Here is a 23885-nt window from a genome sequence, read left to right as displayed (position 1 = left end):
TCCAGACTCCAGGGCGGCGTTCGGAGTGTCCTGACGACCTCACGCGCCTGCACACCCAAGAGTCGCACGAACTGGGCGTGATCCAAACTCCCCCGGTGCCAAGTCACACCCTTTGGGATATAAAATTAGCTGGTCGCAGTGCGTCGCCTTAACGGGCGAGCGAGCAAGGTTTGCGATGATCGTCGAGAGAGGCTACCTGCTCCGCGAGAAGATCGAGGAAACCGTCGATTTCACCCTGTACCGCGCATGCCGCGAAGGCGACAGCGTCCCGGTCTTGCTGAAAATCCTGCGCGCGGAAAGATCGACCGGCGCCGAGGTCGCGCGCTTCAAGCACCAGTACGAGCGCGTCGCGCGCCTCGCCTCGCCCCGCCTCGTCGCGCTGCGCGGCATCGAGGCGCTCGCCGGCTCCTTGATCGTCGTCCTCGACGACTTCCCGGGCCGCGATCTCGCGCGGATCCTCGCCGCGCGCCCGTCACGCAGGATGCCGGTCGGCGAGGCGCTCGATCTCGCGGCCGCGCTCGCAGAAGGTCTCGCCGCGGTGCACGCGGCCGGGCTCGTCCACCGCGATCTGCGCCCGCAGAACGTGCTCGTCGGCGCGCACGGCGCGGTCAAGATCAATGGCTTCGGCGTCGACGCCGAGATCACCCGCGCGCACGAACGGCTCTACGCGCCGGCGGTCATCGCCGAGGTGCTGCCCTACGTCTCCCCCGAGCAGACAGGCCGCATGAACCGCGGCGTCGACTACCGGACCGACCTCTACGCGCTCGGCGTCATCCTGTACCAGATGCTCACGGGTCAGCGCCCCTTCGAGGCCCTGGACCCGATGGAGCTCATTCACGCGCACCTCGCCCTCGCGCCCGCGCCGCCGTCCCGCGTCGATCCGGCCATCCCCGAGGCCGTTTCCGACGTCGTGCTCAAGCTGCTCGCGAAGAACGCCGAGGAGCGTTACCAGAGCGCCGAGGGCCTGCTCGCCGACCTCGATCGCTGCCGCGAGGCCCTGCGCGGCACGGGGACGATCGAGCCCTTCGTCGCGGGCCAGCGCGATCGTCAGGACCTCTTCCGGATCCACCAGAAGCTCTACGGCCGCGAGCATGACATCGAGACGCTCACCGCCGCGTTCGAGCGCGCGCTCGAGGGCAGCCGTGAGATCGTCATCGTCTCCGGCTACTCGGGGATCGGGAAGTCCTCGCTCGTGCACGAGATCTTGAAGCCACTCGCGCGGCAGAAGGGCTATTTCACGAGCGGCAAATACGACCAATACAACCGCGGCGCGCCCTACAGCGCGGTGATCCAGGCGTTCGACGGCCTCGTGCGGCAGATCCTCACCGAGAGCGATGCGCGCATCCTCCGCTTTCGGAGCGCGCTCCTAGAGGCGCTCGGGCCGAACGCGCAGGTCGTCTGCGACGTCATCCCGTCGCTCTGTCACGTGATCGGCCCGCAGCCGCCCGTCCCAGCGCTCGGCCCGATCGAGGCGCAAAACCGCCTGAACCGGTGCTTCTTGCTGTTCGTCTCGGTGTGCGCGCGGCGCACGCACCCGCTCGTCCTGTTCCTCGACGATCTTCAGTGGATCGACCCCGCGAGCCTCGTGCTGCTCCGCGCGCTCCTCGCCGACGACTCGCTCGATGCGCTCTTTTTCTGCGGCGCTTACCGTGACAACGAGGTATCGCCCGGGCACCCGTTCGTCGTGGCGATCGAGGAGCTCAAGCAAGCCGGGCTCGTCGTGCGCAACATCGTCCTCGCCCCGCTCGCGCGCCTGCACCTGATCGAGATGCTCTCGGATAGCCTCAAGCGCAGCGACTGTGGGCCGCTCGCCGATGCGGTGCAGAAGAAGACCGGCGGCAACCCGTTCTTCGTCAAGGAGTTCGTCCGGTCGCTGCACGACCACGGCGTCCTCGCGTACGCAGCCGGATCAGGCTGGCGCTGGGACCTCGCCGCGATCGACGCGCTCCGGTACACGGACAACGTCGCAGACCTCATGGTGCGCACCATCGCGCGCCTGCCGCCGGCGACGGTGAAGGCGCTCAACCTCGCCGCGGCGATCGGCAACCGGTTCGACCTCGACGTGCTCGCCGCGGTGAACGAGTGCTCGACGGAAGACGCGTACGCCCGCCTCGATCTCGCCGTGAGCGAGGGGCTCGTGATCGCCGGGCGCGGCGGCTACCGCTTCGCCCATGACAAGGTCCAGGAGGGCGCCTACGCGATGATCCCGGAGGTGGACCGACCCGCCTCCCACCTCCGGATCGGCCGGCTGCTCGCGGGCAAGCTAGACCTCTCGGAGAGCCAGAGCCTCTTCGACGTCGTCCGCCACATGAACAGCGCAGGCGACCTCGTGTCGGACCCCGCGGAGCGCCTGCACCTCGCCCGCATGAGCCTCGAGGCCGCATGCCGCGCCGAGGACTCGGCCGCCTTCGGCGCCGCGTTGCGCTACCTGCAGCTCGGCCTCCTACGCCTTCCGGAGGACGCCTGGGCGTCACAGTACCCGCTCCGCCTCGATTACGCGAAGAGAACCGCCCTGATGCTCTCGCTCTGCGGCCGGCATGACGACGCCCTCGCGATCCTCGCCGATGGCCTGGAGCGGGCCGCGAGCCGGCTCGATCGCACCGAGGTGCTGCGGCTCAAGATGAACGTGCAGGTGCTCAAGAACGACCTGCCAGCCGCGCTCGCGGAGGGGCTGGAGGCCCTGCGCCCGTTCGGGATCGACCTGCCTCCATTCCCGGACGAAGTCATGCTCGACGCCCAGGTGCGGGCGACGATGGATCTCGTCCGGGAAAGGACGATCGAGGCGCTGCCAGGCCTGCCGCCGCTCGCGGACCCGGAGATCCTCGCCATGCAGGACGTGCTCCAGGAGCTCTTTCTCCCCTGCTACTTCCTGGCCACGAACAACCTCGGCATCACGGTCGCACAGATCCTCGAGAACACGCTGCGCCACGGGCTCTCGAAGAACTCGATCTTCGGCTGCATGAACTTCGGGATGCTCCTCTGCGCCCGCGGCGACATCGCGCTCGGCTACCGCTTCGGCCGCGCCGCCGTCGACCTCGCGGACCGCTACACGGACAAGAAGTCCGAGGCGATGCTCCGCAATATGTGGGGCGCCTTCGTGCAGCATTGGCGAGAGGGCTACGCCACCTGCAAGGCGTCGCTGGTCGCCGGGATGCACGCCGGGCTCGAAACGGGCCAGTACATCTGGTCGTTCTACAACACGGTCAATGGCATCACGAACAGCCTCCTGCGCGGCCTCCCGCTCTCCGACCTCCTCGCCGAGGCGCAGAGCTACCAGCCGATGCGCAAGCTCGACGAGTTCAATGCCATCACCTGGATGGTCGGCGCGGTCGGACAGATGGCGCACCAGCTCTCGGTCGAGACCGAGCACCCCGCCACGCTCAAGGGGGCGTGGGTCGATATCGACGAGGTGATCGGGGAGTCCCGCCGCATCGACAACCAGGCCTCGTTCTTCTTCGCCCACTTCTACATCGTCGTCCTCTGCGTCTTCCAGGGGGCGTTCGAGGAAGCGGCGCGCGCTGCGCTCTTGCCGAACATCGAAATCCCGGCCGTGGCGGCCTGGCATGGCACCCCCGCGTTCCATTGCTACGCAGGCATCGCGTTCACGCAGGCGGCGGACGTCGTCTCCCCAGAGGAGCGCGCGCTCTTCCTCGCCCGCGCCGAGGTCTCCGCCGAAAAACTCTCGCGCTGGGCGGACCTCTGCCCGGAGAACCTGGCGCACCGCCGCGCCCTCCTCCTCGCCGAGCTCGAGCGCGCCCGCGGCGACGCGCGCGCCGCCGGGGACCGCTACGACGAGGCGATCGCGCTCGCGCAGCGCGGCGGCTATCTCCACGACGAGGCGCTCGGCAACGAGCTCGCGGGCCTCTGCTTCCGCGCGCTCGGCAAGGAGACCATCGCCGGCGCCTACCTGACCAAGGCGCACAGGGCGTACGGCCGCTGGGGCGCGACGGAGGCGATGCGGCGCCTCGAGCACGCGTACCCCGACCTCGTCCCGGGCGAGAGCCTCCGCGGCGAGAGGAGCCCGCAGGCCGGCGCCGCGCTCGACGTCGGCTCGGTGCTCAAAGCCTCCCAAGCCATCTCGGGCGAGATCGTCCTCGACCGCCTGCTCGACGCGCTCATGCGCATCATGGTCGAGAACGCCGGCGCGCGGCGCGGCGTCCTCCTGCTCCTGCGTGACGGACGGCTCGTCGTCGAGGCCGAGCACCACATCCGGGATGCGTCGGTCCACGTGCTCGGCGCGGCGCCCCTCGAGGACCGCAAGGACCTGCCGGCCAGCGTCGTCACGTACGTGGCGCGGACGCGCGAGACCGTCCTGCTCGGCGACCTCGCGATCGACGGGCCGTTCGGGCGCGATCCCTGCTTCGCCGGCGGTGCGCCGCGCTCCTCGCTCGCCGCGCCCATCGTCTACAAGGGCCGCCTCGCCGGCGTGATCTATCTCGAAAACGACCTCACCCGCTCTGCCTTCACCCCCGATCGCGTCGAGGTGATCCGGCTCCTTTCGGCCCAGGCGGCCAGCTCCATCGAGAATGCGCGCCTCTATGCGGATCTGCAGCAGGAGAACGCGGAGCGACGGCGCGCCGAGGAGGTGCTCCGCCATTCCTACTCGCTCCTCGAGGCCACGCTCGAATCGACGGCGGACGGCATCCTCGTCGTCGACGACGAGCAGCACGTCGTGCGTCAGAATCACAGGTTCGCGGCGATGTGGCGCATCCCGGACGAGATCATCTCCGCCGGGTCGGACGACACGTTCCGTACGTTCACCTCCGACCAGGTCCTCGATCCCGAGGCGTTCCTGCAAAAAATCCGCGCTCTCTATGCCTCGCCCGAGGAGTCCAGCGTCGATACCATCCCGCTCGCGGACGGGCGCGTCTTCGAGCGTTATTCGCAGCCCCAGCGCCTCGGCGGGCGCGTGGTCGGGCGGGTCTGGAGCTTCCGCGACATCACCGCGCGCGTGCGCGCCGAGCAGCAGCGCGATCAGCTCCTCCTGGACGAGCGGCGGGCGCGCACGGCAGCGGAGGAGGCCGTGCACCTGCGGGACGAGTTCCTTTCTGTCGCCTCGCACGAGCTCCGCACCCCGCTCACCAGCCTGCAGCTCGCCATTCAATCGCTGGCGCAAAGGCTCGCGCGGGGCATGGACGTCGAGCGCGTGCGATCCGCGGTCGCCCTCTCTTGCCGCCAGGTCAAGCGCCTCACCGACCTCGTCGATATGCTCCTCGACGTCTCCCGGATCCAGGCGGGGAGGCTCGAGCTGTACACGGCGCCCGTCGAGCTGCGCGCGCTCGTGGACGAGGTCGTCGCCCTCCTCGGCCATCAGATCGCGCAGTCAGGCAGCGCGGTCGCCGTGCGCGCGGAGCAGCCGGTCATCGGCCGGTGGGACCCGCACCGCCTGGAGGAGGTCGTGACCAACCTCCTCACCAACGCGATCAAGTTCGGGGAACGCCAGCCGATCGACATCGCCATCACCCGGGAAGATCGGGTCGCGCGGCTCTCGGTGACGGACCGAGGGATCGGGATCCCGGCCGAAGTGCAGGCGCAGCTCTTCCAACGATTTCGCCGCGGCGTCTCGTCGAAGCATTTCGGGGGGCTCGGGCTCGGCCTCTACATCACCCGCACCATCGTCGAGGCGCACGGCGGCCGAATCCGCGTGTCGAGCGAGGTCGGCCGGGGCTCGACCTTCTGCGTCGAGCTGCCGCTCTCGACCGAGCGCGCGGGGGATTTGTCGTCGTAGCGGTTGCCTCGAGCGGCTTCGTGCGTGATAGACCGCGGTATCGGTAGCCGCCGACAGCGAGCGTCTGATCCCGCACACCGTCACGCAGAGATCCTGGCGGGATTTCTGACCCGAGGTGCTATCGACCGAGAGCCCCGTCTCCGAGCGCGCGAATGGATCAAGGATCCGGCCGCCCGGCGCGGAGCGCCCGGGGATCGACGAGGACCCACTGCATGCCCGCGGCCCGCGCGGACTCGATCCCCAGCACGGCGTCCTCGAAGACCAGGCAACGCGCCGGCTCGACGCCGAGGCGCGTTGCCGCCGTAAGGAACGGTTCGGGCGCCGGCTTGGGCCGCGCATAGTCCTCCGCCGCGACGATCTCGTCGACGTACCCGCGGAGCCCCAGGAACTCGAGCGTCTTCTCCACCGACGCGCGCGGGCTCCCCGAGACGACGGCGCGCTTCGTGCGCGGGGGAGGGTCGCGGAGCGCGGTCACGACCTCGGGCACGCCGCGCACGCCCGGCAGCAGCCGGCGATACGCCGCTTCCTTCGCCTCGAAGACCTCGGCCACCGGCATCCGTAGCCCGTACTTCCGGTTCAGGAGCTCGACGATCCGGTCGGTCGTCATACCCGCCCAGCCGTAGAAGTCCTCGTCGGTGAACTCGCATCCATGCGGGGCGAGCGCCTCGAGCCAAGCCCGATGATGAATCGGCATCGAGTCCGCGATCGTCCCATCGCAGTCGAAGAGGTAGGCAGCGAACGACCCGGAGGGGAACACGAGCCCAGGCATGGGTCGCCACCCTACCCTATCGACCTTCTCCCTGCCACCGCCACAGAGCAGGGGAACGAGGCGGGGCTGGTTGGAACGGGCTCCGACGGCGTTCTTTCTGCGGTCCGCCTGACCAATACCTGGTTCAGCTGAAGCGCGCCCGGATCGGCGCGGGGCTCTCGCAGATCGGGCACGCGTCCGTGCGCTCGGCGATCTTGCCGCAGTCCTTGCAGTCGACGCGATAGCCGTGGAACCCGGGGTCGTGCAGCTCGACGCTCGTCTGTGCTTTGTCCGCGCGCTTTCCCTCGTACTTCACGCGCGCTGGCACGAACGCGATGAAGCGCACCTCGATGTGCTCGCACCGCGGGCACCGCTCCGGCACGGCGTACGCGTTGGTCGTCGTGAGCCCGCGCGCGAGGCCGCCTTCGGCGTGGCACCGCGGGCAGCGGTCGTCCGTGAACAGGAGGTGCTGGCACGCGCCGCACGCGATCTCGTACAGCCCGTCGACGAACATCTCGCCCTTGTAGACCCACTTGACCGGGCCCACGGGCTCGCCCTCCATGAGCGGCACGAGCCCGTCGACATACGAGCGCAGGTTGAGCCGCCGTCCTCCGCACGAGGGACACCCCGCCTCGACCATCTCGGCAAACGCGCGCTCGGAGATCCTGCTCATGTGCGCCCCCCTTCTAGCACGCCTCGGCGGCGCGCGGCCCCCGGAGAACGCGTGGAGCCTCGGAGGCGCGATCCCGGCCGCGTCACGTGCGGCGATCCCCGCCGGGGAGGGCCGCCTGCTCGCCTTGCTCGCCGCGCAGGAAGCCCAGCGCCGCGCGGGCGAACGGCTCCTTCCACGCGCCGAAGATGGGCCCGTGTCCGCCGTTCGGCACGAGCCACAGGCAGGAGCGCGGGATGGCGCGGTATATCTCCAGGGCGATCTCGGCGGGATAGAGGGGATCGCTGTCGCCGCTCACGATCATCGTCCGCGCGGCGATGGTCGACAGGTAAGGAGGCGTGAAGCTCATGTCGTCGTGGCTCTCGGCGAAGCGCCTCGGCTGACGCCACAGCGCCCGTATCTGCGCGTCGCCGAGCTTGTGGCGGCCCCGCATCTCCTCCCATTCCCCCTCCGATCGACCCTCGTCGGAGACCTGCCGCATGATCGCCCTCGCCTGCTCGGGGAAGTACGGAGCCGCGGACACGAGGACCATCGATTCCACGCGTTCCGGCTGCTGCGTGGCCAGGTGCAGCAGGGATTTGGCGCCGAGGCTGAGGCCTATGGCCCGGAACGTCGTCACCCCGAGGTGGTCGAGGAGGGCGAAGACGTCGAGGGCGCACTGGCGGATGGTCAGAGCGCCGGTCGGGTTCGTCGACCGGCCGTGCCCGCGCAGATCGGGGACGATGACGCGGTGATCGCGCCCCAGCTCGGCGAGGTCGAACACGTGGCCCCAGTCGCCGCCCACCCCGGTGAAGCCGTGAAGCAGCACGAGCGGCGGCCCCTCGCCGCGAAGCTCGTAGTACAGGTCGATGCCGTTGACGGACGCGGTCCGCCCGATGGCCGGCGCAGTCTCCATTCGCTCCTCCGATCGCTCGGCCGCGGCCAATCCGCAGCCGGATGCACCGGAGGGATAGGCGAAGCACTCCACTCTTGATAGCTGTGCCCTTCGCGCGTACGATGCGACTCGCCTGACGAGGAAACCGGCGGACGGCGCGACGACGCGATTCCGCTGAGCAGACGTTCAGCACTCCGCGTCCCCTGGTGCCGAGATGCCGTGAGGAGCGCGCTCGTCAGCTCCCGAGAAAGCAGCGCAGGAACTCGTCTGACTCGCGGAGGATGCGCGGAATCGAGGCCACGAGCTCGTGGCCGTCGTCCACCTCGACGAGCCGGACATGGCGCTTCCCCGCCGCGAACGTCCGCGAGAGATCGATGTCCACCACCTCGTCGTTCCGGCCGTGGACGATCAGCGTCGGGACCCGCACGTCGGGCCAGCCGCCCGAGCGGTCATCCACCTCGGCCGCGTCGCGCGCAAAGCCGAAGTCCACCCGGGCCCGCCGCTTCTCGGCGTAATCGTCGACCTCGAGCCACCCCCGCTCCTCCCATGCCCGAAAGGCCTCCTCGCCGAGCCGCCGCCGCCATCGCTCGATGATCCGGAACGCCGGCGCGAGCAGCACCAGCGCGCACACCCGCGCGTCCTCCTCGGCGACGCGGCACGCGGTGAGGCCCCCGAGGCTCGACCCCATCACCACGGCCCGCTCGCGCGCTCCGCCGAGCGCCTGCTTCACGGCGTCGATCATCGCGCTGAGGCGCAGGCGCTCGAGCGAGGGCACCCGCAGGTCGAGCCGCTCGACGGCGACCCCGCGCCGCTCGTAGTGCGCGGCGATCTGGACGCCCTTGGTCGAGCGCGGGCCCGAGGCGAAGCCGTGCAGGTAGAGCCAGCGCGGGCCGACGGCGGAGGGCGGTGTCGTGCTCATCGAGGTGCGGAGAGCCTAGGGCGAGCGCGCGGCGAGCGGCAAGCCGCGCCGCGCGGCCCTTCCGCTCCGGCAGGGCGATGCGTTATGACCCGCCGGAGACGCCATGATCCGCCCCGCCACCGCCGCCGACATCCCCACCATCGCCCGCCTCATCCGGATGCTCGCCGAGTACGAGCGGCTCGCGCACGAGGTCGTCTTCGACGAGAAGGAGCTCGCGGCGCACCTCTTCGGCCCGAGGCCCGCGGCGGAGGTCGTCCTGGCCGAGGCGGACGGGGTCGCGGTCGGCTTCGCCCTGTTCTTCCAGAGCTTCTCCACCTTCCTCGGCAAGCCCGGGATCTACCTCGAAGACCTCTTCGTGCTCCCCGAGCACCGCGGAGCAGGCCACGGCAAGGCCCTCCTCGTGCACCTGGCGAGGCTCGCGGTCGAGCGCGGCTGCGGGCGGTTCGAGTGGTCCGTGCTCGACTGGAACGAGCCCGCCATCGGCTTCTACCGGAAGCTCGGCGCCAGGCCCATGGACGACTGGACCGTCTACCGCCTCACGGGCGAGGCGCTCGCCAGGCTCGCCCAGGGCTGACGTGCTCGCCGCCCGCCGATCGTCCGCGGTGGAGCGGCGCGGCGCGCGGGCGCCGCGTCGTGCGCGGTGCCCGCGCGCTGCTCGTGGGGGCGCAGCGGAGCAGCACCGGCTGCTGCCAGGGCAGCAGCGGCCGCGGATCCTGCGTCGATCGCGGGCGCGCGGCCCTCGGGACGCGCGCCGTGGCGCGGGTGTTGCTGGAGCGGCGCACGCTCGTGTCGGTGGCGCGGCTCCCGGGCTCGGTCGCGACATGCGCTGTTGCTCATCGAGCGTGAGCCCACACTGCCCATCGAGGGTCGCCGCAGGCGTCGAATGTCCTCCAACCAACTCACCGGGCTCGGCGTGCTGCGCCACCGGAGCTTCTCGTTCTACCTCGCGTCGAGGCTGCTCTCCGCGATCGCGGTGCAGATGCAGAGCGTCGCGATCGGCTGGCAGGTCTACGCGATCACCGGCGACGTCTTCGATCTCGGCCTCATCGGCCTCGCCCAGTTCGCGCCGTTCTTCGCCCTGATCCTCGTCGCCGGGCAGGCGGCGGACCGGTTCGACCGGCGCCGCATCATCACGGTCGGCCTCGGGGTGGAGCTCCTCTGCTCCCTGCTGCTGCTCGCGTTCACGCTGTCGGGCCTCACGGTGGTGTGGCCCGTGTTCGCGGTGCTGGTGCTGTTCGGCAGCGCGCGCGCCTTCATGATGCCGGCGCAGCAGGCGATCCTGATGAACCTGGTGCCGGCCGACAGCTTCAGCAAGGCGGTCGCGCTCAGCTCGTCGAGCTTCCATGTCGCGGTCATCGTCGGGCCGACGCTCGGCGGGCTCCTCTACCTCGCCGGGTCGACGATCGTGTACGCGATCGTTGCGGCGCTGCTCCTCGCCTCCCTCCTGCTCATGGGCCTCGCGCGCGCGACCCAGCAGGCCAGGCGGAGCGAGCCGGCGTCGCTCGACGCGGTGCTGGAGGGGCTGCGCTTCGTGTGGTCGAGGCCGGCCGTGCTCGGCGCGATCTCGCTCGACCTGTTCGCCGTGCTGTTCGGCGGCGCGGTCGCGCTCCTGCCCGCGTACGCGCGCGACGTGCTCCACGCCGGGCCGACCGGCCTCGGCATGCTCCGCACCGCGCCGGCCGTGGGCGCCGCGCTCACCGCCGGCGTCCTCGCCTTCCGGCCGATCACGCGGCACGTCGGCCGCTGGATGTTCGGCGGCGTCGCGGTGTTCGGGCTCGCCACGATCGGCCTCGGGCAGACGCACAGCTTCACCGCCGCGCTCGTCGCCCTGTTCCTCGTCGGCGCTGGCGACATGGTGAGCGTCTATATCCGCCACATCCTCGTGCAGTTCGAGACGCCGGACGCGATCCGCGGGCGGGTGAGCGCGGTCAACGCGGTGTTCATCGGCGCCTCGAACGAGCTCGGAGAGTTCGAGTCCGGCCTCACCGCCGGCTGGCTCGGCCTGCTCCCCGCCATCCTCCTCGGCGGCGGCGCCACCGTCGTGGTCGCCGCGCTGTGGGCCCTCGCCTTCCCCGTGCTGAGCCGCATGGACCGCTTCCCGCACGCGAAGCGCGACACCGAGGAGAGCGAAGCCCGGGCCGGGGAGCCGGAGGCCGCCGCCGCGACGTGAGGGTGGGCGCGAGGCCGCGGCGCATCGCGCCTCGCGGCCCGCCGGGCGGGAGCGCTACTCCGCGCGGAGCGCCTCGATCGGATCGAGGCGCGCGGCGCGGTAGGCCGGGTAGAAGCCGAACACCACGCCGATCGTGACGGAGAGGCCGAGGCCGAGGGCGATCGACCAGACCTCCACGTGGAAGGCCCAGCGGCCGACCAGCTGCGCGAGCAGCGCGCCGGCGAGCCACGACAGGCCCACGCCCGAGAGGACGCCGAGCGCGCCCCCGAGCAGCGAGACGGCCGCCGCCTCGCACAGGAACTGCAACAGGATGGCGCGGGGCGAGGCGCCGACCGCGCGGCGGACGCCGATCTCCCGCGTCCGCTCGGTCACGGTCACCAGCATGATGTTCATGATGTTGATGCCCCCCACGATCAGCGCGACCACGCCGGTGCTGAGCAGCAGCATCTTGATGATGTCGAGGACGAGCATCTCCTGGGCGTGGCTGTCCTTGTCCTCGATCTTGAAGTTCTTCACCCCGTGGTGGCGGCGCAGGAGCGTCGCGTCGATGACCCCGCGGAGCGCGGCCAGCGGCGACCGGACGGCCGCGAGCGGATCCTGCCGGACGTAGATGCGCTCGGTCCTGTGCGCCGGCGCGTACAGCGCGTCGTAGGTCGTCTCCGGGACGAGGACCTTGCGGTTCCAGATGTTCGTGTCGTCCGTGGAGCCGAGGATCGGCCGGTCCTTGAGCACGCCGACCACGGTCCACACGTGGCCGTCGGCCGTCATGTGGACCGGCTCGGCCTGCGCGGCCCGCGCGGGAGGGCCGCCGAAGAGCTCGGCCCAGACCTCGTGGCCGACGACGCACACGCGCCGCCGCCCCGCGAGATCCGCCTCGCCGAGGAACCGGCCCGCCGCGAGCTCGAGGTCGTAGAGCGCGGGCGCCGCCGGCGTCGCGCTGACGAGCGTGACGCGCTTCTTCTTGCGGCCGGCGCGGGCCTCGGTGGGGCGCGCCGACTCGCTCAGGGCCGAGGCGCCGCCGAGGGCGCGCGACCCGGCGAGCGCGCGGGCGTCGTCCCGCGAGAGGTCGCGCCGGGTGCGCCGCCGGTCCTTGACGCTCACCTCGGCGGGGTGGACCTGGATGAGGTCGGCCTCCACGGCCTGCTGGCTCGCCCGGAGCAGCGCCTCCTCGCCGCCGGCGAGGAGCGAGGCGAGCAGCACGATCGAGCCGGTGCCGATGATGACGCCGAGCAGCGTGAGCGCGGCGCGGGTGCGGTCGGCCACGACCGCGCGCGTGGAGTGGAGGAGGTCGCCGAGCCTCATCGCCGCATCGCCGCCACCGGGTCGAGCCGGCCCGCGCGCCGCGCCGGCAGCCACCCGAACACGACGCCCACGCCGGAGGAGACGAGGAGCGCCGCGATCACCGCCGTCGTCGAGATCGCGCCGACCCACGCCGGCGTGAAGCGGCGGATGATCGACGAGGCGACCCCGGCCGCGAGCGCGCCGCCGGCGACCCCGAGCAGGCCGCCCGCGCCGGAGAGCAGCGCCGCCTCGCACAGGAACTGCGCGCTGATGTCGCCCGGCGCCGCCCCGAGCGCCTTGCGGATGCCGATCTCGCGCACGCGCTCGGAGACGCTGACGAGCATCATGTTCATCACGCCCACGCCGCCGATGAGCAGCGCGACGCCGGCGATGAGGCCGACGATCGCCTTCATCGTCGCGAACATCGCCTCGAACTGCCGCATGATGCTGCTGAAATCGAAGAGGGTGAAGTCGTCGACGCCGTGGTGGCGCTCGACGAGGAGCGCGTTGACGATGCGCTTCACCGGGTCGTTGTTGCGGACGTCGTCGGTCTTGAGGACGAGGAGCGCCGAGGAGCGCACGTCCTTCTCGACGTCCGCCGCGGTGTCGATGGGCGCGACGAGCAGGTCGTCCCAGCTGAAGCCGAAGTTGACGCCCATCCGCTCGCTCGCGGCCAGGACGCCGATGACGCGGCAGCGCAGGGCCCCGACCGTGACCCACCGGCCGATCGGGTCGCCGCGCCAGAGGCGCGCGGCGAGCTTGGGGCCGGCGACGCAGACCCGGGCGCGGCGGCGGTCCTCCTCGTCGGAGAACGCGCGGCCGCGGCCGACGGGCATCCGGAAGGCGTCGAGGAAGCCGCTGTCGGCCGCGACGAGATCGGTGCGGTCCTCGGCGCCCTCGTCGGAGGTGACGTCGCGCGAGCCGAGCATGGCGTAGAGCGTGTGCTCGGCGACGTGGGGGATGCCGCGCGCGAGGTGGTCGCGGTCCTTGCGGGTGAAGCCGGTGACGTACATCGCCTTCTTGCGCTCGGCGCGCACCGGCTCCTTCGGCGCGACGAGGATGAGCCGCGCCCCGCCGAGCTGCTCGATGCCGCGGCTCAGCGTGAGCAGCCCGCCCTCGGCGAGCGAGGTCATGAGCACGATCGCGAAGGCGCCGAGGGTGATGCTGAGGACGGTGAGGAGCGACCGCAGCTTGTGCGCCGAGAGCGCCTTCGCGGCGATCGCGAGGTAGACGGCCCACCTCACATCTTCGTCTCGTTCTCGGCCGCGGAGGGCGGGTTGATGAGCACGCGGGCCCCCTCCGGGACGCCGCTCACGATCTCGACCTCGCGGTCGTTGCGCGCGCCGAGCGCGACCTCGACCTGCTCGGTGGTCGGCTTGCCGTCGGGCCCGTCGACGACGCGCGTGACGAGCTGCTTGCCGCCCTCGGCGGAGACGGCCTCGATCGGCAGGGAGACCACGCCGGGCCTGCTGTCGAGCCGGATGCGCACGTCGGCGGTCATGCCGGGCTTGATGAGGTCGTCGACCTGGGAGAGCTCGGCCTCGACCGGGAAGACGTCGACCTCGCGCCCCTCGAGCTTCACCGAGGCGGGCGCGATCTTTGTGACCTTGGCCGCGTACGTCTTGCCGGGCAGGGCGTCGAGCGTCAGCGTCGCCGGCTGTCCGGGCGCGACCTTGGCGACGTCGATCTGGTTGAGGTCCACCTTGACCACGAGCGTCGAGAGGTCGGCCACGGTGAGCAGCGCCTTGCCCTCGAAGGTCGACTGCACCCCCGGGGTGACGACCTCGCCGGGCTCGATGTTGCGCTGGATCACGGTGCCGTCGAGGGGCGAGTAGATCTTCGTGTAGCGGAGCTGGTCCCGCGCGGCGCTCAGCGCGACCTCGGCGAGCCGGACGGCGATGGTCTTCTCGGCGAGCTCGTGCTTGGCGAGGTCGAGGTCCTCCGAGGGGGTGACGCTGGCCTGGACGCCGGCGGTCCGCCGCTCGACGACGCGCTTGGCGAAGGCGGCGGCGGCCCTTGCCCGCGCGAGCTCGGCCTCGGCGCGGGCGACCTCGCGCGCGTTGTCGGTCGGGTCGAGCACGAGCAGGAGCTGGTCCTTTCCGATCCGGGCGCCCTCGTCCGCGAGCACCTCGGCGACCTGGCCGGCGACCTTGGATTTGATCTCGACCTTCTCGCGGGCCTCGATGCGCCCGGTCTCGAGGATGTCGACGGCGAGGTCGCCGCGCTTCGCGGTCACGACGAGCGCGGGGTCGATGGGCGGGGGGCCGCCGCCGGCCTTGGCGACGACGACGGCGCCGACCCCGGCGAGCGCCAGGGCGGCGATGAGCCACGGCCAGAGGCGCCGCCGCCGCCGGGCGCTCACGAGCGGCCTCCGGGAGGCGCCGAGCCACGGCCTGGAGGCGACGATGCCGGTCCAGGAACCGATGACGCCGGTCCAGGAACCGATGACCCCGGTCCAGGAACCGATGACCCCGGTCCAGGAACCGATGACCCCGGTCCAGGAACCGACGACCCCGGTCCAGGAACCGATGACCCCGGTCCAGGAACCGATGACGCCGGGACGTCCACGCGCCTGCCGCGCGGGCCGGTGTCCTCGACGATGGCGCCGTCCCGGAACGTGACGACCCGGGTGGCGTACGCGGCGATCGAGGGGTCGTGGGTGACGACGACGACCGTCATGCCCTGCCCGTGCAGGGCGCAGAAGAGCTCCATGACCTGCTGGGTGGTGGCGGAGTCGAGCGCGCCGGTCGGCTCGTCCGCGAGGAGCAGCGGCGGCTCGTTGACGATGGCGCGGGCGATGGCCACGCGCTGCTGCTGGCCGCCGGACAGCTGGTTCGGCAGGTGGTGCGACCGGTCCGCGAGCCCGACGCGCGCGAGGGCGCGCGCGGCCCGCTCCCGCCGATCGGCCGGGCGGACGCCGGCGTAGACCATGGGCAGCTCGACGTTGGCGAGGGCGCTGTCGCGCGGCAGGAGGTTGAACGACTGGAAGACGAACCCGATCTTGCGGTTGCGGAGCCGCGCGAGCTCGACCTCGTCGAGCTCCTCGACCGGCTCGTCGTCGAGGAGGTACCGCCCGGCGGTCGGCCGGTCGAGCGTGCCGATGACGTTCAGCGTGGTCGATTTGCCCGACCCCGAGGCGCCCATGATGGCGACCATCTCACCCCGGGAGAGCTCCAGGGAGACGCCGCGGAGCGCCTGCACCTCCACCTCGCCCATCCAGTAGACCTTGGTGATCGCCTCGAGCTTCACGAGTGGAGACATGGGGGTCCTCGGAGGCGGACGGCGCGGCGTCCCCGGCGCGCGCGATCTGGGTTCTCCCGGTGCGGGCCTGAGGCCCCAGCTCGTTGCTCCCGCCATCGTGCCGTGAGGGCCGCTCGTCGGGGTGAGGCGTAGGCGAACTGCGGCAGCGAAGCAACCGAAGCGCACGGGCGCGACGGGAGGGCGACACCGCCCGCAGTGGCGCGCCCAGTGACGGCGCGCCCGGAGCGCCGGCGCAGGCTGCGTCGAGCGCGCCCGCGGCGGCCTGAGCGGGAGGGGCGCGATCGCCGAGTGGTGCAATCCTGCGCGAGCGTCCGCCTGCTGTGGCAGAACGCGACGCGCAGCGCAGCGCGATCCCGCCGGCAGCGGCGAATCGTCGTCGCGGCAAGCTTTCCGCTGGGCGGCCTCCCGATTGCATTGCCCCGGCCGCGCTGGGGGGGAATTGAGGAGGTTGGAATGGCGAACGAGCAGAAGCAGGGAGTCGGCGCGCAGGGACAGCAGGGCTCGGGCCTACAGGAAGGCCGCAGCGAGAGCAGCGTTGTCCCCGACAAGGACTACAACCTGGTCAGCGTGCTCTACCATGCTCTCCAGGGCGCAGAGACCTATTCGAAGTACGTTCAGGACGCGCAGAAGCAAGGTGATCAGGAGCTCGCCTCCTTCTTCGGCGAGGTGCGGCAGGAGGAGCTGCGGCTCGCGGAGCGCGCGAAGCAGCTGCTCGGTCAGCGGCTGAGCGGCGGCGGGCGCGCGGGCCAGGGCGGCACGCGCGGCAGCGCCTGACGCGCTCCAGCGGTCGAATCGACGAGGCGTCAAGGACGCCAGGGGAGCGCGGTCTTCCTCTGGCGCGCTTGGCGCCTTGTTTTGTCGTCGACGTGCGAGGGACGAGCCGTGGCGGGCGCCCGCTCCCTGCGCGCGCCGGAAGCTCGCGCGTGCGAGAGCCTCCGTGGTATGCGCATGCTCCATGCCCCTCCCCAAGCACCCCCGCGCCGTCATCACCGGCGCCGCCTCGGGCCTGGGCCGCGCGCTCGCCGTCGAGCTCGCGGGCCGTCAGGCGAAGCTGCTCCTCGCCGACCTGAACGAGGAAGGCTCCCGGGAGACGGCGCGCCTCGTCGCCAGCGCCGGCGGCGAGGCGCACGCCGTCCGCTGCGACGTGAGCCGCAGCGATGAGGTCGCCGCGCTCCTGGGCGAGGCCGATCGCGCCCTCGGCGGCGTCGATCTCGTCGTGAACAACGCGGGCGTGTCCGCGGGCGGGCAGGTCGGCGAGACCCCCCTCGAGGACTGGGCGTGGGTCATGGGCGTCAACCTCTGGGGCGTCATCCACGGTTGCCACGCGTTCGCGCCGCGCTTCAAGGAGCAGAGGAGCGGGCACTTCCTGAACATCGCCTCCGCCGCCGGCTTCCTCTCCATTCCGGGCGCCGCCTCGTACTGCGTGACCAAGGCCGGGGTCGTCGCCCTCTCCGAGACGCTGCGGCTCGAGCTCGCCCCGTACGGCGCCGGCGTGACGGTGCTCTGCCCGACCTTCTTCAAGACGCAGATCGTCGAGAGCGGACGCGGGTTCGATCAGGCCACCCGGGAGGCCGCCCGCAAGCTCATGGGGCGCAAGGGCGTCCAGGCCGACTACGTGGCGCGGCACGCGATCGAGGCGGTCGACGCCGGCCGCCTGTACGCGGTGCCCCACCGCGACGGCCGGTGGATGTGGCGGGTGAAGCGAGCCCTGCCCGAGCTGCTCCAGGACGTCGTTATGCCCCGGCTGACGCGCAAGGTGCACTGATCCGGGGCGCGCCGGCCACGGCGGGCTGACGAGGCGCAGGTCGGCGAGCTCCCGCTCGCGCACGACCGCGCGCGCAGGGCGCCGGCATGACGGCGCTCTGTCCTACCTGTTCCATACCCCCGGGATGAACCGCAAGATGCGAGAGCCCGGGTCCTCGAAAATCGATGTGGTCCAACTCATGAGATCACCTCGTCTTCCGGAGAACAGGTAAGGAGAGCGGGCTCGCTCGAGAGGCCTTTTCTTCCGGCAATACGGGCAGATACCTGGCGTCGTGGAGGGGCGCTCGCTTCATCGCGCCTCCGGATCGTCGCGTGTGCGTCGGAGCGCGCCGACCTCTGGTATCGTGGCATCTCCTATGCGTTCGCCGCTCCCTCCGCCCCTCGCCCTCTTCGCCCTGCTCCTGCCTGCGTGCAGCTCCACGGCGCCTCCGGGGCCCGAGGACAGGCTGCTCCGGTTCGAGTCCCCCGACGCCGCGGTCGAGATCAACACCGCGCCCTTCGCGCTGCGCATCCTCGACGCCGAGGGCAACACCGTGCTCGCGACCGTGAAGGGGGCCGGAGACGGCGCCTACGGCGGCCCCGCGGCCACGATCGACGAGGCCGTCCACCGCGCGGGCTTCCTGCCCGGCTGGGACGAATTCACGCCGATCGAGGGCCCCTGGCGGCGCGCCGCCCACGCGACGGTCCGCGCGGAGCGGAGCGACGGCGCCACGCTCGATCTCGCCCGCGATGGGCTCTTCCTGACGCTCGACGTGTCGCTGGAGGGCCCGCGCGTCCGCCTCGCGCTCGACGCCCGCGAGGCCGAGGACCAGGGCGAGCCGATCGCGCTGAACAAGACGAGCCTCTCGTTCGCGCTCCGCCAGGACGAGCATTTCTACGGCCTGGGCGAGCGCTTCGCGACCGTCGATCACCGGGGCCAATCGCTCTACGCGTGGGCGGAGGAGGGCGGCCTCGGCCAGGGCGAGGACGCGCCCGCGGGGCCGGGCAATCCGTATCCGAACGGTCCCTCGATGACCTATTTCCCCGTGCCGTTCTTCCTCTCGAGCCAGGGCTACGCCGTCCACGTCGACACCACGTTCCGGAGCGAGGTCCACCTCGGCAGCGAGGCGAGCGACGCGTGGCGGCTGGCCGTCGACGCGCCTTCGTTCGCGACCACCATCTACGTGCGATCCGAGCCGCTCGCGGCGATCGCCGATTACACCGAGGACACCGGGCGCCCCCCCGTGCCCGCGCCGTGGGTGTTCGGCCCGCGGCGGCGCGTCAACCGAGGATCGATGATCGACGGGGTCGACGAATACCTCCTCATGCGCCAGCGCAAGATCCCGATCACGGGGATCGACGACGCCCTCCACTTCCTCCCCGCGCTCTCGCACCTCGGCGTCGAAGCCGAGCTCGCGCACTGGACGAGCGACCTGCACGCCGCCGGCTACAAGGTCATGGCCTACAACAACCCCTACATCGCCGAGAACGCGCCGAACGCCGAGGCCGACTACACCTACGCAAAGGACCATGGCTTCCTCGTGAAGGGCCCGGACGGCGAGCCCTCGCTCACCACCTTCATCTCCGGTCAGCTCCTCACGGTGGCCGCGGTCGATCTCACGAACCCCGACGCGGTGGCCTGGTACAAGGACCTCCTGCGCCGCACGCTCGACCTCGGGTACGACGGCTGGATGCACGATTTCGGCGAGTACACGGCGCACGACGCCGTGTTCCACGACGGCCGCCGCGGCGCCGAGGTCCACAACGAGTTCCCGGTCCTCTCGGCGCGCGCGGCGCACGAGCTCCTGGAGGAGGAGCGCCCCGGCGATTACCTCTTCTTCGTGCGCTCGGGCTACCGCGGGACCCAGGCGCTCGTGCCCGCGGTCTGGGGCGGCGACGCCGAGGCGACCTTCGACGAGACCCAGGGGCTCCCGTCGGCGGTGCGCGGCGGGCTCAACCTGTCCATGTCGGGCGTGCCCTACTGGGGCAGCGACGTGACCGGGTTCAAGTGCATCACCAGCGCTCCCAACGACAAGGAGGTCTTCCTCCGGTGGGTCCAGCTCGGCGCCGCGTCGCCGATCATGATGGAACAGGACGCGTGCTCCAACCCGGTCACGAAGAAGACGAAATGGAAGCTCTGGAACGACCAGGAGACCCAGGACGTCTATGCGAAGTACGCCCGCCTGCACACGCGCCTCCTGCCGTATTTCATGACGCTGGCCCAGGAGGCGGCGAAGAGCGGCAAGCCGCTCTCGATGCACCCGTTCCTGCTGCACCCGCGCGACCCGGCGGCGTGGTCCGTCGATGACGCGTACTACCTGGGCCCGGCCCTCTACGTGGCGCCGGTGGTGCGGCGCGGCGAGACCTCGAAGACGGCGTGGCTGCCGCCCGGCGCCGAGTATGTCGATCTCGACGATCTCACGGCCTACGCGGGCGGCCGCGAGCAGGTGATCCCGGCGCCGCTCGAGAAGCTGCCGCTCCTGCTCGTCTCGGAGCAGATCCTCCCGCTGCTCGACCCGAGCATCGACACGCTGGCGCCCGCGACCGATCCGTCGGTGGTGACGCTCGAGCAGGTGAGCGACCGGCTCGACGTCCTGGTGGCGCTCCGGCCTGGCGGGCGCGCGCGCCTGACGCTCGCCGACGGCACCACGCTCGAGGCGTCGCGCGGGGCGGAGCAGGGCAACCCGGGCGCGCTCGAGGAGGCGAGCGCGGCCACCATCGAGGCGTGCGCGTCGTGCTTCCTCGCGACGAGCGAGGGCGGCGTGGAGCGCCTCCGCGCCACCTCGAAGCTCGCCGACAGCTCGGAGATCGCGCTCGAGGACGTCACGCTCACCGCGAAGGGCGGCCCCGCGCGCCGCGTGCGCTGGGACGTGCTCCGGCTCCGGCCGTGAGCGCGTCCGGGGGCGCCGCCCGCCGCGCCGCCGTTCTGCCTGGAACGCCGGGGAACCCCGGGGGAACGCCGGGGTTCCCCGGGACCGCCAGCTTGTGGCGCCGCCCGCTGACCCGTTGTAAACGCGGAGCGTGACCCAGGCGCGCTCGATCTTCGCCCCAGGACTCTTCGGCCATCAGGTCGCCCTCGTCACGGGCGGGGGCAGCGGGATCGGCCTCGCGTGCGCGCGCGAGCTCGCGTCCCTCGGCGCCAAGGTCGCGATCTGCGGCCGCAAGCCCGACAAGCTCGAGGCGGCCGCGAAGGCGCTCGCCGAGGACGGCATCGCCGAGGCCGACGTGCTCGCCGCGCCCTGCGACATCCGCGAGCCGGAGCAGATCGCCGCCTTCGTCGGCCAGGTCCTCGGGCGCTTCGGCCGCATCGACGTCCTCGTGAACAACGCCGGAGGCCAGTTCCCGAGCCCGGCCGTCGACATGACCCCGAAGGGCTGGGAGGCGGTCGTCCGCAACAACCTGAACGGCACCTTCTTCATGACCCGCGAGGTCGCGCGGCGGGCGATGATCCCGGCCCGGCGCGGCCGCGTCGTGAACGTCACCGCGTCGGTGAGCCGCGGCTTCCCGGGCATGGCCCACACCGGCGCCGCGCGCGCGGGCGTCGAGAACCTCACCCGGTCGCTCGCCGTCGAGTGGGCGGCGCACGGCATCCGCGTCAACGCCGTCGCCCCCGGCAGCAACATCCGATCGAGCGGCACGTCGCAGTACGGCGACGAGCTCCTCGAGCTCGCGCGGCGCGCCACCCCGCTCAAGCGCCTCGCCACCCCGGAGGAGGTCTCGCGGCTCATCGTCTTCCTCGCGAGCGACCAGAACGACTTCATCACCGGCGCGGTCTACGGGATCGACGGCGGCCAGCCGCTCTGGGGCGACATCTGGTCCATCCCCGAGCCGGAGGGCCCGCCGGGCGCTCCGCCGGACGGCAAGGGCTGAAGGGGCGCGGCGTGACCTACCCGCCCCCGTCCGCCGCCGGCCAGGCCGCACCGGAGCCCACCTCCGGCGCGCTCTCCGACGCCCTGGCGCCGCCGTTCGGGCCGCCGTCCGCGCCGCCGTCGTCCGCGCCGCCGTCGTCCGCGCAGCCGCCGGCCGAGCCGCCCACCTGGCTCGGGCGCGTCGCCCGGCGCGTGCGCGACTACTTCCTCGCGCTCGACCCGACCTTCCTGTCCGCGGCCGCGCCGCTCGCCGTCATCGCGATCATCCTCTTCACGCGCGCCCCGTCGACGAACTACATCTTCGACGAGCAGGAGGCGCTCCTCGCCAACCCGTACGTGAACGCGAAGGGCGGGCTCCGCTTCATCGACGCGATCCACCGCGATTTCTGGGGCCTGCCGCCCGACCGGAGCGTCGGCTCCTACCGCCCGCTGCCGAACTTCCTCTGGCGCACCGTCTGGGCCGTCACCAAGCAGCCGTTCTTCCATCACTTTTACAACGTCCTCTTCCACGCGGCGAACGCCGCGCTGCTCACGTGCGTCACGTTCTGGCTCACGCGCAGGCGCGGGCTCGCCTACCTCGCCGGGCTCATCTTCGTCGGCTGCGCGGTGCTCACCGAGGCGGTGAGCGGCATCGTGGGCATCGCCGACGTGCTCGGGGGCCTCGGCGCGATCGCCGCCCTCGCCGCCCTGGCGCTGCCCGCGTGGGCGATGCCGTTCGGCGTGTTCGCGGCCGTGCTCTTCGGCCTCTTCTCCAAGGAGAGCGCGCTCGTCTGCGTGCCGCTGATCCCGTTCGCCGCCCTGATCGCGGCGCCGCTCACGCACCCCACGCGGCCGGCGCGGCTCGTCCGGTCGCTCCTCGCCCTGCTCGCCGCGGGCGCGGCGTTCGTGCTGTACGTCGAGCTCCGGCGGCGCTGGTTCCCGGCGCCCATGCCGGCCGAGCTCGCGGCGCCGCTCCCGGAGGGGACGCCGCTCGCGAAGCGCGCGCTGCACGACCTGCTCGTCTGGTTCCACCAGGCGCCCCTGCCGCGCGATCCGCTCAACAACCCGCTCAGCTCCGCGGACACCCCGCACCGGATCGCCGGCGCGCTGCGCGTCTACTGGCGCGGCCTCACCCAGGTCGTGTTCCCGTGGACGCTCAGCGGCGACTACTCGTACCCGCAGGAGCCGGCGCCCGACCGGCTGGTCTTCTTCGGCAGCGTCGCCGGCGCCGCGCTGATGGCGCTGCCCCCGCTCGGCTCGCTCGCCCTCTGGATCGCGGCCCTGCGCCGCGAGCACCTCGAGCGGCGCGAGCGGCGCTCGGTGCGCGCCGCCTTCCTTGTCGACGGCGGCCAGGCGACGTCGCGGCGGTGGTCGCTGCTCCTCGCCGGGGCCCTGCTCGCGGGCGCGGCGGCCGCGCTCGCCGCGTACGACTGGCACGTGCTCCGCCCGGCGGGGCGCGTGCCGCTGCTCCGGGCGCTGCCGCTCGTGCTCTGGCCGCTGCCGTTCCTGCCCGCGCTGCTCCTCGGCCTCGGGCTGCTCGTCGAGGGCGGGCGCCCCCTGCCCTGCCCCGCGACCGCGGACCGGAGCGCCTGGGTGCCGCTGCGCCGCGGCTACGCGGGGCTGTGCCTCCTGGCGATCGGGCTGACCTGGGTCGTGGTCAGCTACTTCCCGCACTCGAACATCCCGGTCGTCCTGCCGACGGTGCGCGCCGAGCGCTTCTGGTACTTCCCGGCCATCGGCTCGTCGCTGGTCCTCGCGGTCGCGTTCTCGTGGCTGCACGAGGCGCTCGCGGGCACGACCCTCGCGCCGCGCAGGCGCTGGTCGTGGCGGGCGTGGCTGACGCCGGCGCTGTTCGCGCTCTTCTTCGGCTTCCAGTGCGTGCAGGCCTACCGGCACGCGATGGACTACCGCAACGATCTCGACTTCTGGGCGGCGACGAAGGACGCCGTCCCGAACAGCGCCAAGGCGCACCTCAACTACTCGGTCATGAAGGGCGCCCGCGGCGACCTCCCGGCCCGGCTCGCCTCGAGCGAGATCGCGGTGGAGCTCGCCCCGACCTGGCCGATGGCCCACGTGTACACGGGCGACACGCTCTGCCGCATGCACCGCGCTGACGAGGCCTTCCCGCACTACCGGCGCGGCATGGAGCTCGGCCCGAACGAGCTGAGCCTGATCGCGCTCGCGCTGCAGTGCCTGCACGACGAGCAGCGCCTCGCGGCGCACGAGGCGGAGCTCCGGCAGCTCGCGGAGGAGCACCCGGGGACGTGGCTCGCGTACCTCGCGGTCGACACGCTCGACAACGGCGCGAAGCACGGCGGCGTGGACCCGAAATACCGGCCGCGCGGCTACAACGAGGGGCCGAAGGAGTGACCGCGGCCTGGCACGTGTACATCCTGCGCTGCGGCGACGGGTCGCTGTACACGGGCATCGCCCGCGACGTGGAGGCGCGCCTGGCCCAGCACGCGGCCGGGCGCGGGGCGCGGTACACGCGCGGCCGGGGGCCGCTCGCGCTGGTCCACGTGGAGGCCGCGGCCGACAAGAGCGAGGCCCTGCGGCGGGAGGCGGCCATCCGGAGGCTCGGGCGCGCGGGGAAAGAGGCGCTCGCCGCCGGAAGCGGGAGCGCTCGGTGAAGGGCCGCCCCGT

17 protein-coding genes are annotated in these 23885 nt (G+C 72.0%); 9 read left to right on the top strand and 8 right to left on the bottom strand.

What is annotated here, in order from left to right; translation table 11 throughout:
* Nucleotides 1-175 precede the first annotated feature (175 nt).
* A complete protein-coding gene (locus tag NQZ70_RS07380; RefSeq protein WP_129573586.1) occupies nt 176-5728 on the top strand; it encodes an AAA family ATPase in 5553 nt (1850 codons plus the stop codon).
* Between the two features lie 157 nt (nt 5729-5885).
* On the opposite strand, the gene NQZ70_RS07375 is transcribed toward NQZ70_RS07380, so the two are convergent.
* From NQZ70_RS07375 to NQZ70_RS07360, 4 genes are all read right to left on the bottom strand, one after another.
* Nucleotides 5886-6497: an HAD family phosphatase gene (locus NQZ70_RS07375; RefSeq protein ID WP_129573585.1), complete on the bottom strand. Its 612-nt coding sequence runs from the start codon at nt 6495-6497 to the stop codon at nt 5886-5888.
* Nucleotides 6498-6621: 124 nt separating this feature from the next.
* On the bottom strand, nt 6622-7149 hold the full coding sequence (locus NQZ70_RS07370; RefSeq protein ID WP_129573584.1) for a hypothetical protein: 528 nt from the start codon (nt 7147-7149) through the stop codon (nt 6622-6624).
* Nucleotides 7150-7231: 82 nt separating this feature from the next.
* Nucleotides 7232-8041: an alpha/beta fold hydrolase gene (locus tag NQZ70_RS07365; RefSeq protein WP_129573583.1), complete on the bottom strand. Its 810-nt coding sequence runs from the start codon at nt 8039-8041 to the stop codon at nt 7232-7234.
* A gap of 214 nt (nt 8042-8255) precedes the next feature.
* The gene (locus NQZ70_RS07360) at nt 8256-8939 is read right to left on the bottom strand and encodes a YqiA/YcfP family alpha/beta fold hydrolase (RefSeq protein ID WP_129573582.1); all 684 of its coding nucleotides are present in this window, start codon (nt 8937-8939) and stop codon (nt 8256-8258) included.
* 103 nt (nt 8940-9042) lie between these two features.
* Here NQZ70_RS07360 and NQZ70_RS07355 point away from each other — a divergent pair, with 103 nt between their 5' ends.
* Entirely contained in the window at nt 9043-9513 is a 471-nt protein-coding gene (locus NQZ70_RS07355) for a GNAT family N-acetyltransferase (RefSeq protein ID WP_129573581.1), read from the top strand.
* Nucleotides 9514-9822: 309 nt separating this feature from the next.
* On the top strand, nt 9823-11109 hold the full coding sequence (locus NQZ70_RS07350; protein WP_129573580.1) for an MFS transporter: 1287 nt from the start codon (nt 9823-9825) through the stop codon (nt 11107-11109).
* A gap of 54 nt (nt 11110-11163) precedes the next feature.
* On the opposite strand, the gene NQZ70_RS07345 is transcribed toward NQZ70_RS07350, so the two are convergent.
* The 4 genes from NQZ70_RS07345 to NQZ70_RS07330 are packed head-to-tail and all read right to left on the bottom strand — an operon-like array spanning nt 11164 to nt 15651.
* Entirely contained in the window at nt 11164-12411 is a 1248-nt protein-coding gene (locus tag NQZ70_RS07345) for an ABC transporter permease (protein WP_237245117.1), read from the bottom strand.
* Nucleotides 12408-13634, bottom strand: a complete 1227-nt coding sequence (locus NQZ70_RS07340; RefSeq protein WP_129573578.1) for an ABC transporter permease — start codon at nt 13632-13634, stop codon at nt 12408-12410. Before NQZ70_RS07340 ends, NQZ70_RS07345 begins: the two co-directional genes overlap by 4 nt.
* Complete coding sequence (locus NQZ70_RS07335) at nt 13631-14752, bottom strand: efflux RND transporter periplasmic adaptor subunit (protein WP_129573577.1); 1122 nt, start codon at nt 14750-14752, stop codon at nt 13631-13633. Before NQZ70_RS07335 ends, NQZ70_RS07340 begins: the two co-directional genes overlap by 4 nt.
* Complete coding sequence (locus NQZ70_RS07330) at nt 14749-15651, bottom strand: ABC transporter ATP-binding protein (protein ID WP_272828042.1); 903 nt, start codon at nt 15649-15651, stop codon at nt 14749-14751. Before NQZ70_RS07330 ends, NQZ70_RS07335 begins: the two co-directional genes overlap by 4 nt.
* 453 nt (nt 15652-16104) lie before the next feature.
* Here NQZ70_RS07330 and NQZ70_RS07325 point away from each other — a divergent pair, with 453 nt between their 5' ends.
* The 6 genes from NQZ70_RS07325 (at nt 16105) to NQZ70_RS07300 (ending at nt 23872) form a co-directional block, all read left to right on the top strand.
* Nucleotides 16105-16425, top strand: coding sequence for a hypothetical protein (locus tag NQZ70_RS07325; protein ID WP_129573576.1), 321 nt, complete (start codon nt 16105-16107; stop codon nt 16423-16425).
* Nucleotides 16426-16606: 181 nt separating this feature from the next.
* Nucleotides 16607-17416 carry an SDR family NAD(P)-dependent oxidoreductase gene (locus NQZ70_RS07320; RefSeq protein WP_129573575.1) on the top strand — a complete coding sequence of 270 codons (810 nt, stop codon included), beginning with the start codon at nt 16607-16609 and terminating at the stop codon, nt 17414-17416.
* A gap of 355 nt (nt 17417-17771) precedes the next feature.
* Nucleotides 17772-20285 carry a TIM-barrel domain-containing protein gene (locus NQZ70_RS07315; RefSeq protein ID WP_129573574.1) on the top strand — a complete coding sequence of 838 codons (2514 nt, stop codon included), beginning with the start codon at nt 17772-17774 and terminating at the stop codon, nt 20283-20285.
* Nucleotides 20286-20415: 130 nt separating this feature from the next.
* The gene (locus NQZ70_RS07310; protein WP_129573573.1) at nt 20416-21264 is read left to right on the top strand and encodes an SDR family oxidoreductase; all 849 of its coding nucleotides are present in this window, start codon (nt 20416-20418) and stop codon (nt 21262-21264) included.
* Nucleotides 21265-21275: 11 nt separating this feature from the next.
* Nucleotides 21276-23612 carry a tetratricopeptide repeat protein gene (locus NQZ70_RS07305; RefSeq protein WP_129573572.1) on the top strand — a complete coding sequence of 779 codons (2337 nt, stop codon included), beginning with the start codon at nt 21276-21278 and terminating at the stop codon, nt 23610-23612.
* Nucleotides 23609-23872: a GIY-YIG nuclease family protein gene (locus tag NQZ70_RS07300; protein WP_129573571.1), complete on the top strand. Its 264-nt coding sequence runs from the start codon at nt 23609-23611 to the stop codon at nt 23870-23872. Before NQZ70_RS07305 ends, NQZ70_RS07300 begins: the two co-directional genes overlap by 4 nt.
* Nucleotides 23873-23885 lie beyond the last annotated feature (13 nt).

This window comes from Sorangium sp. So ce836 (assembly GCF_028553905.1).
GTDB lineage: Bacteria > Myxococcota_A > Polyangia > Polyangiales > Polyangiaceae > Sorangium > Sorangium cellulosum_D.
This window is presented reverse-complemented; position numbering and strand designations above follow the sequence as displayed.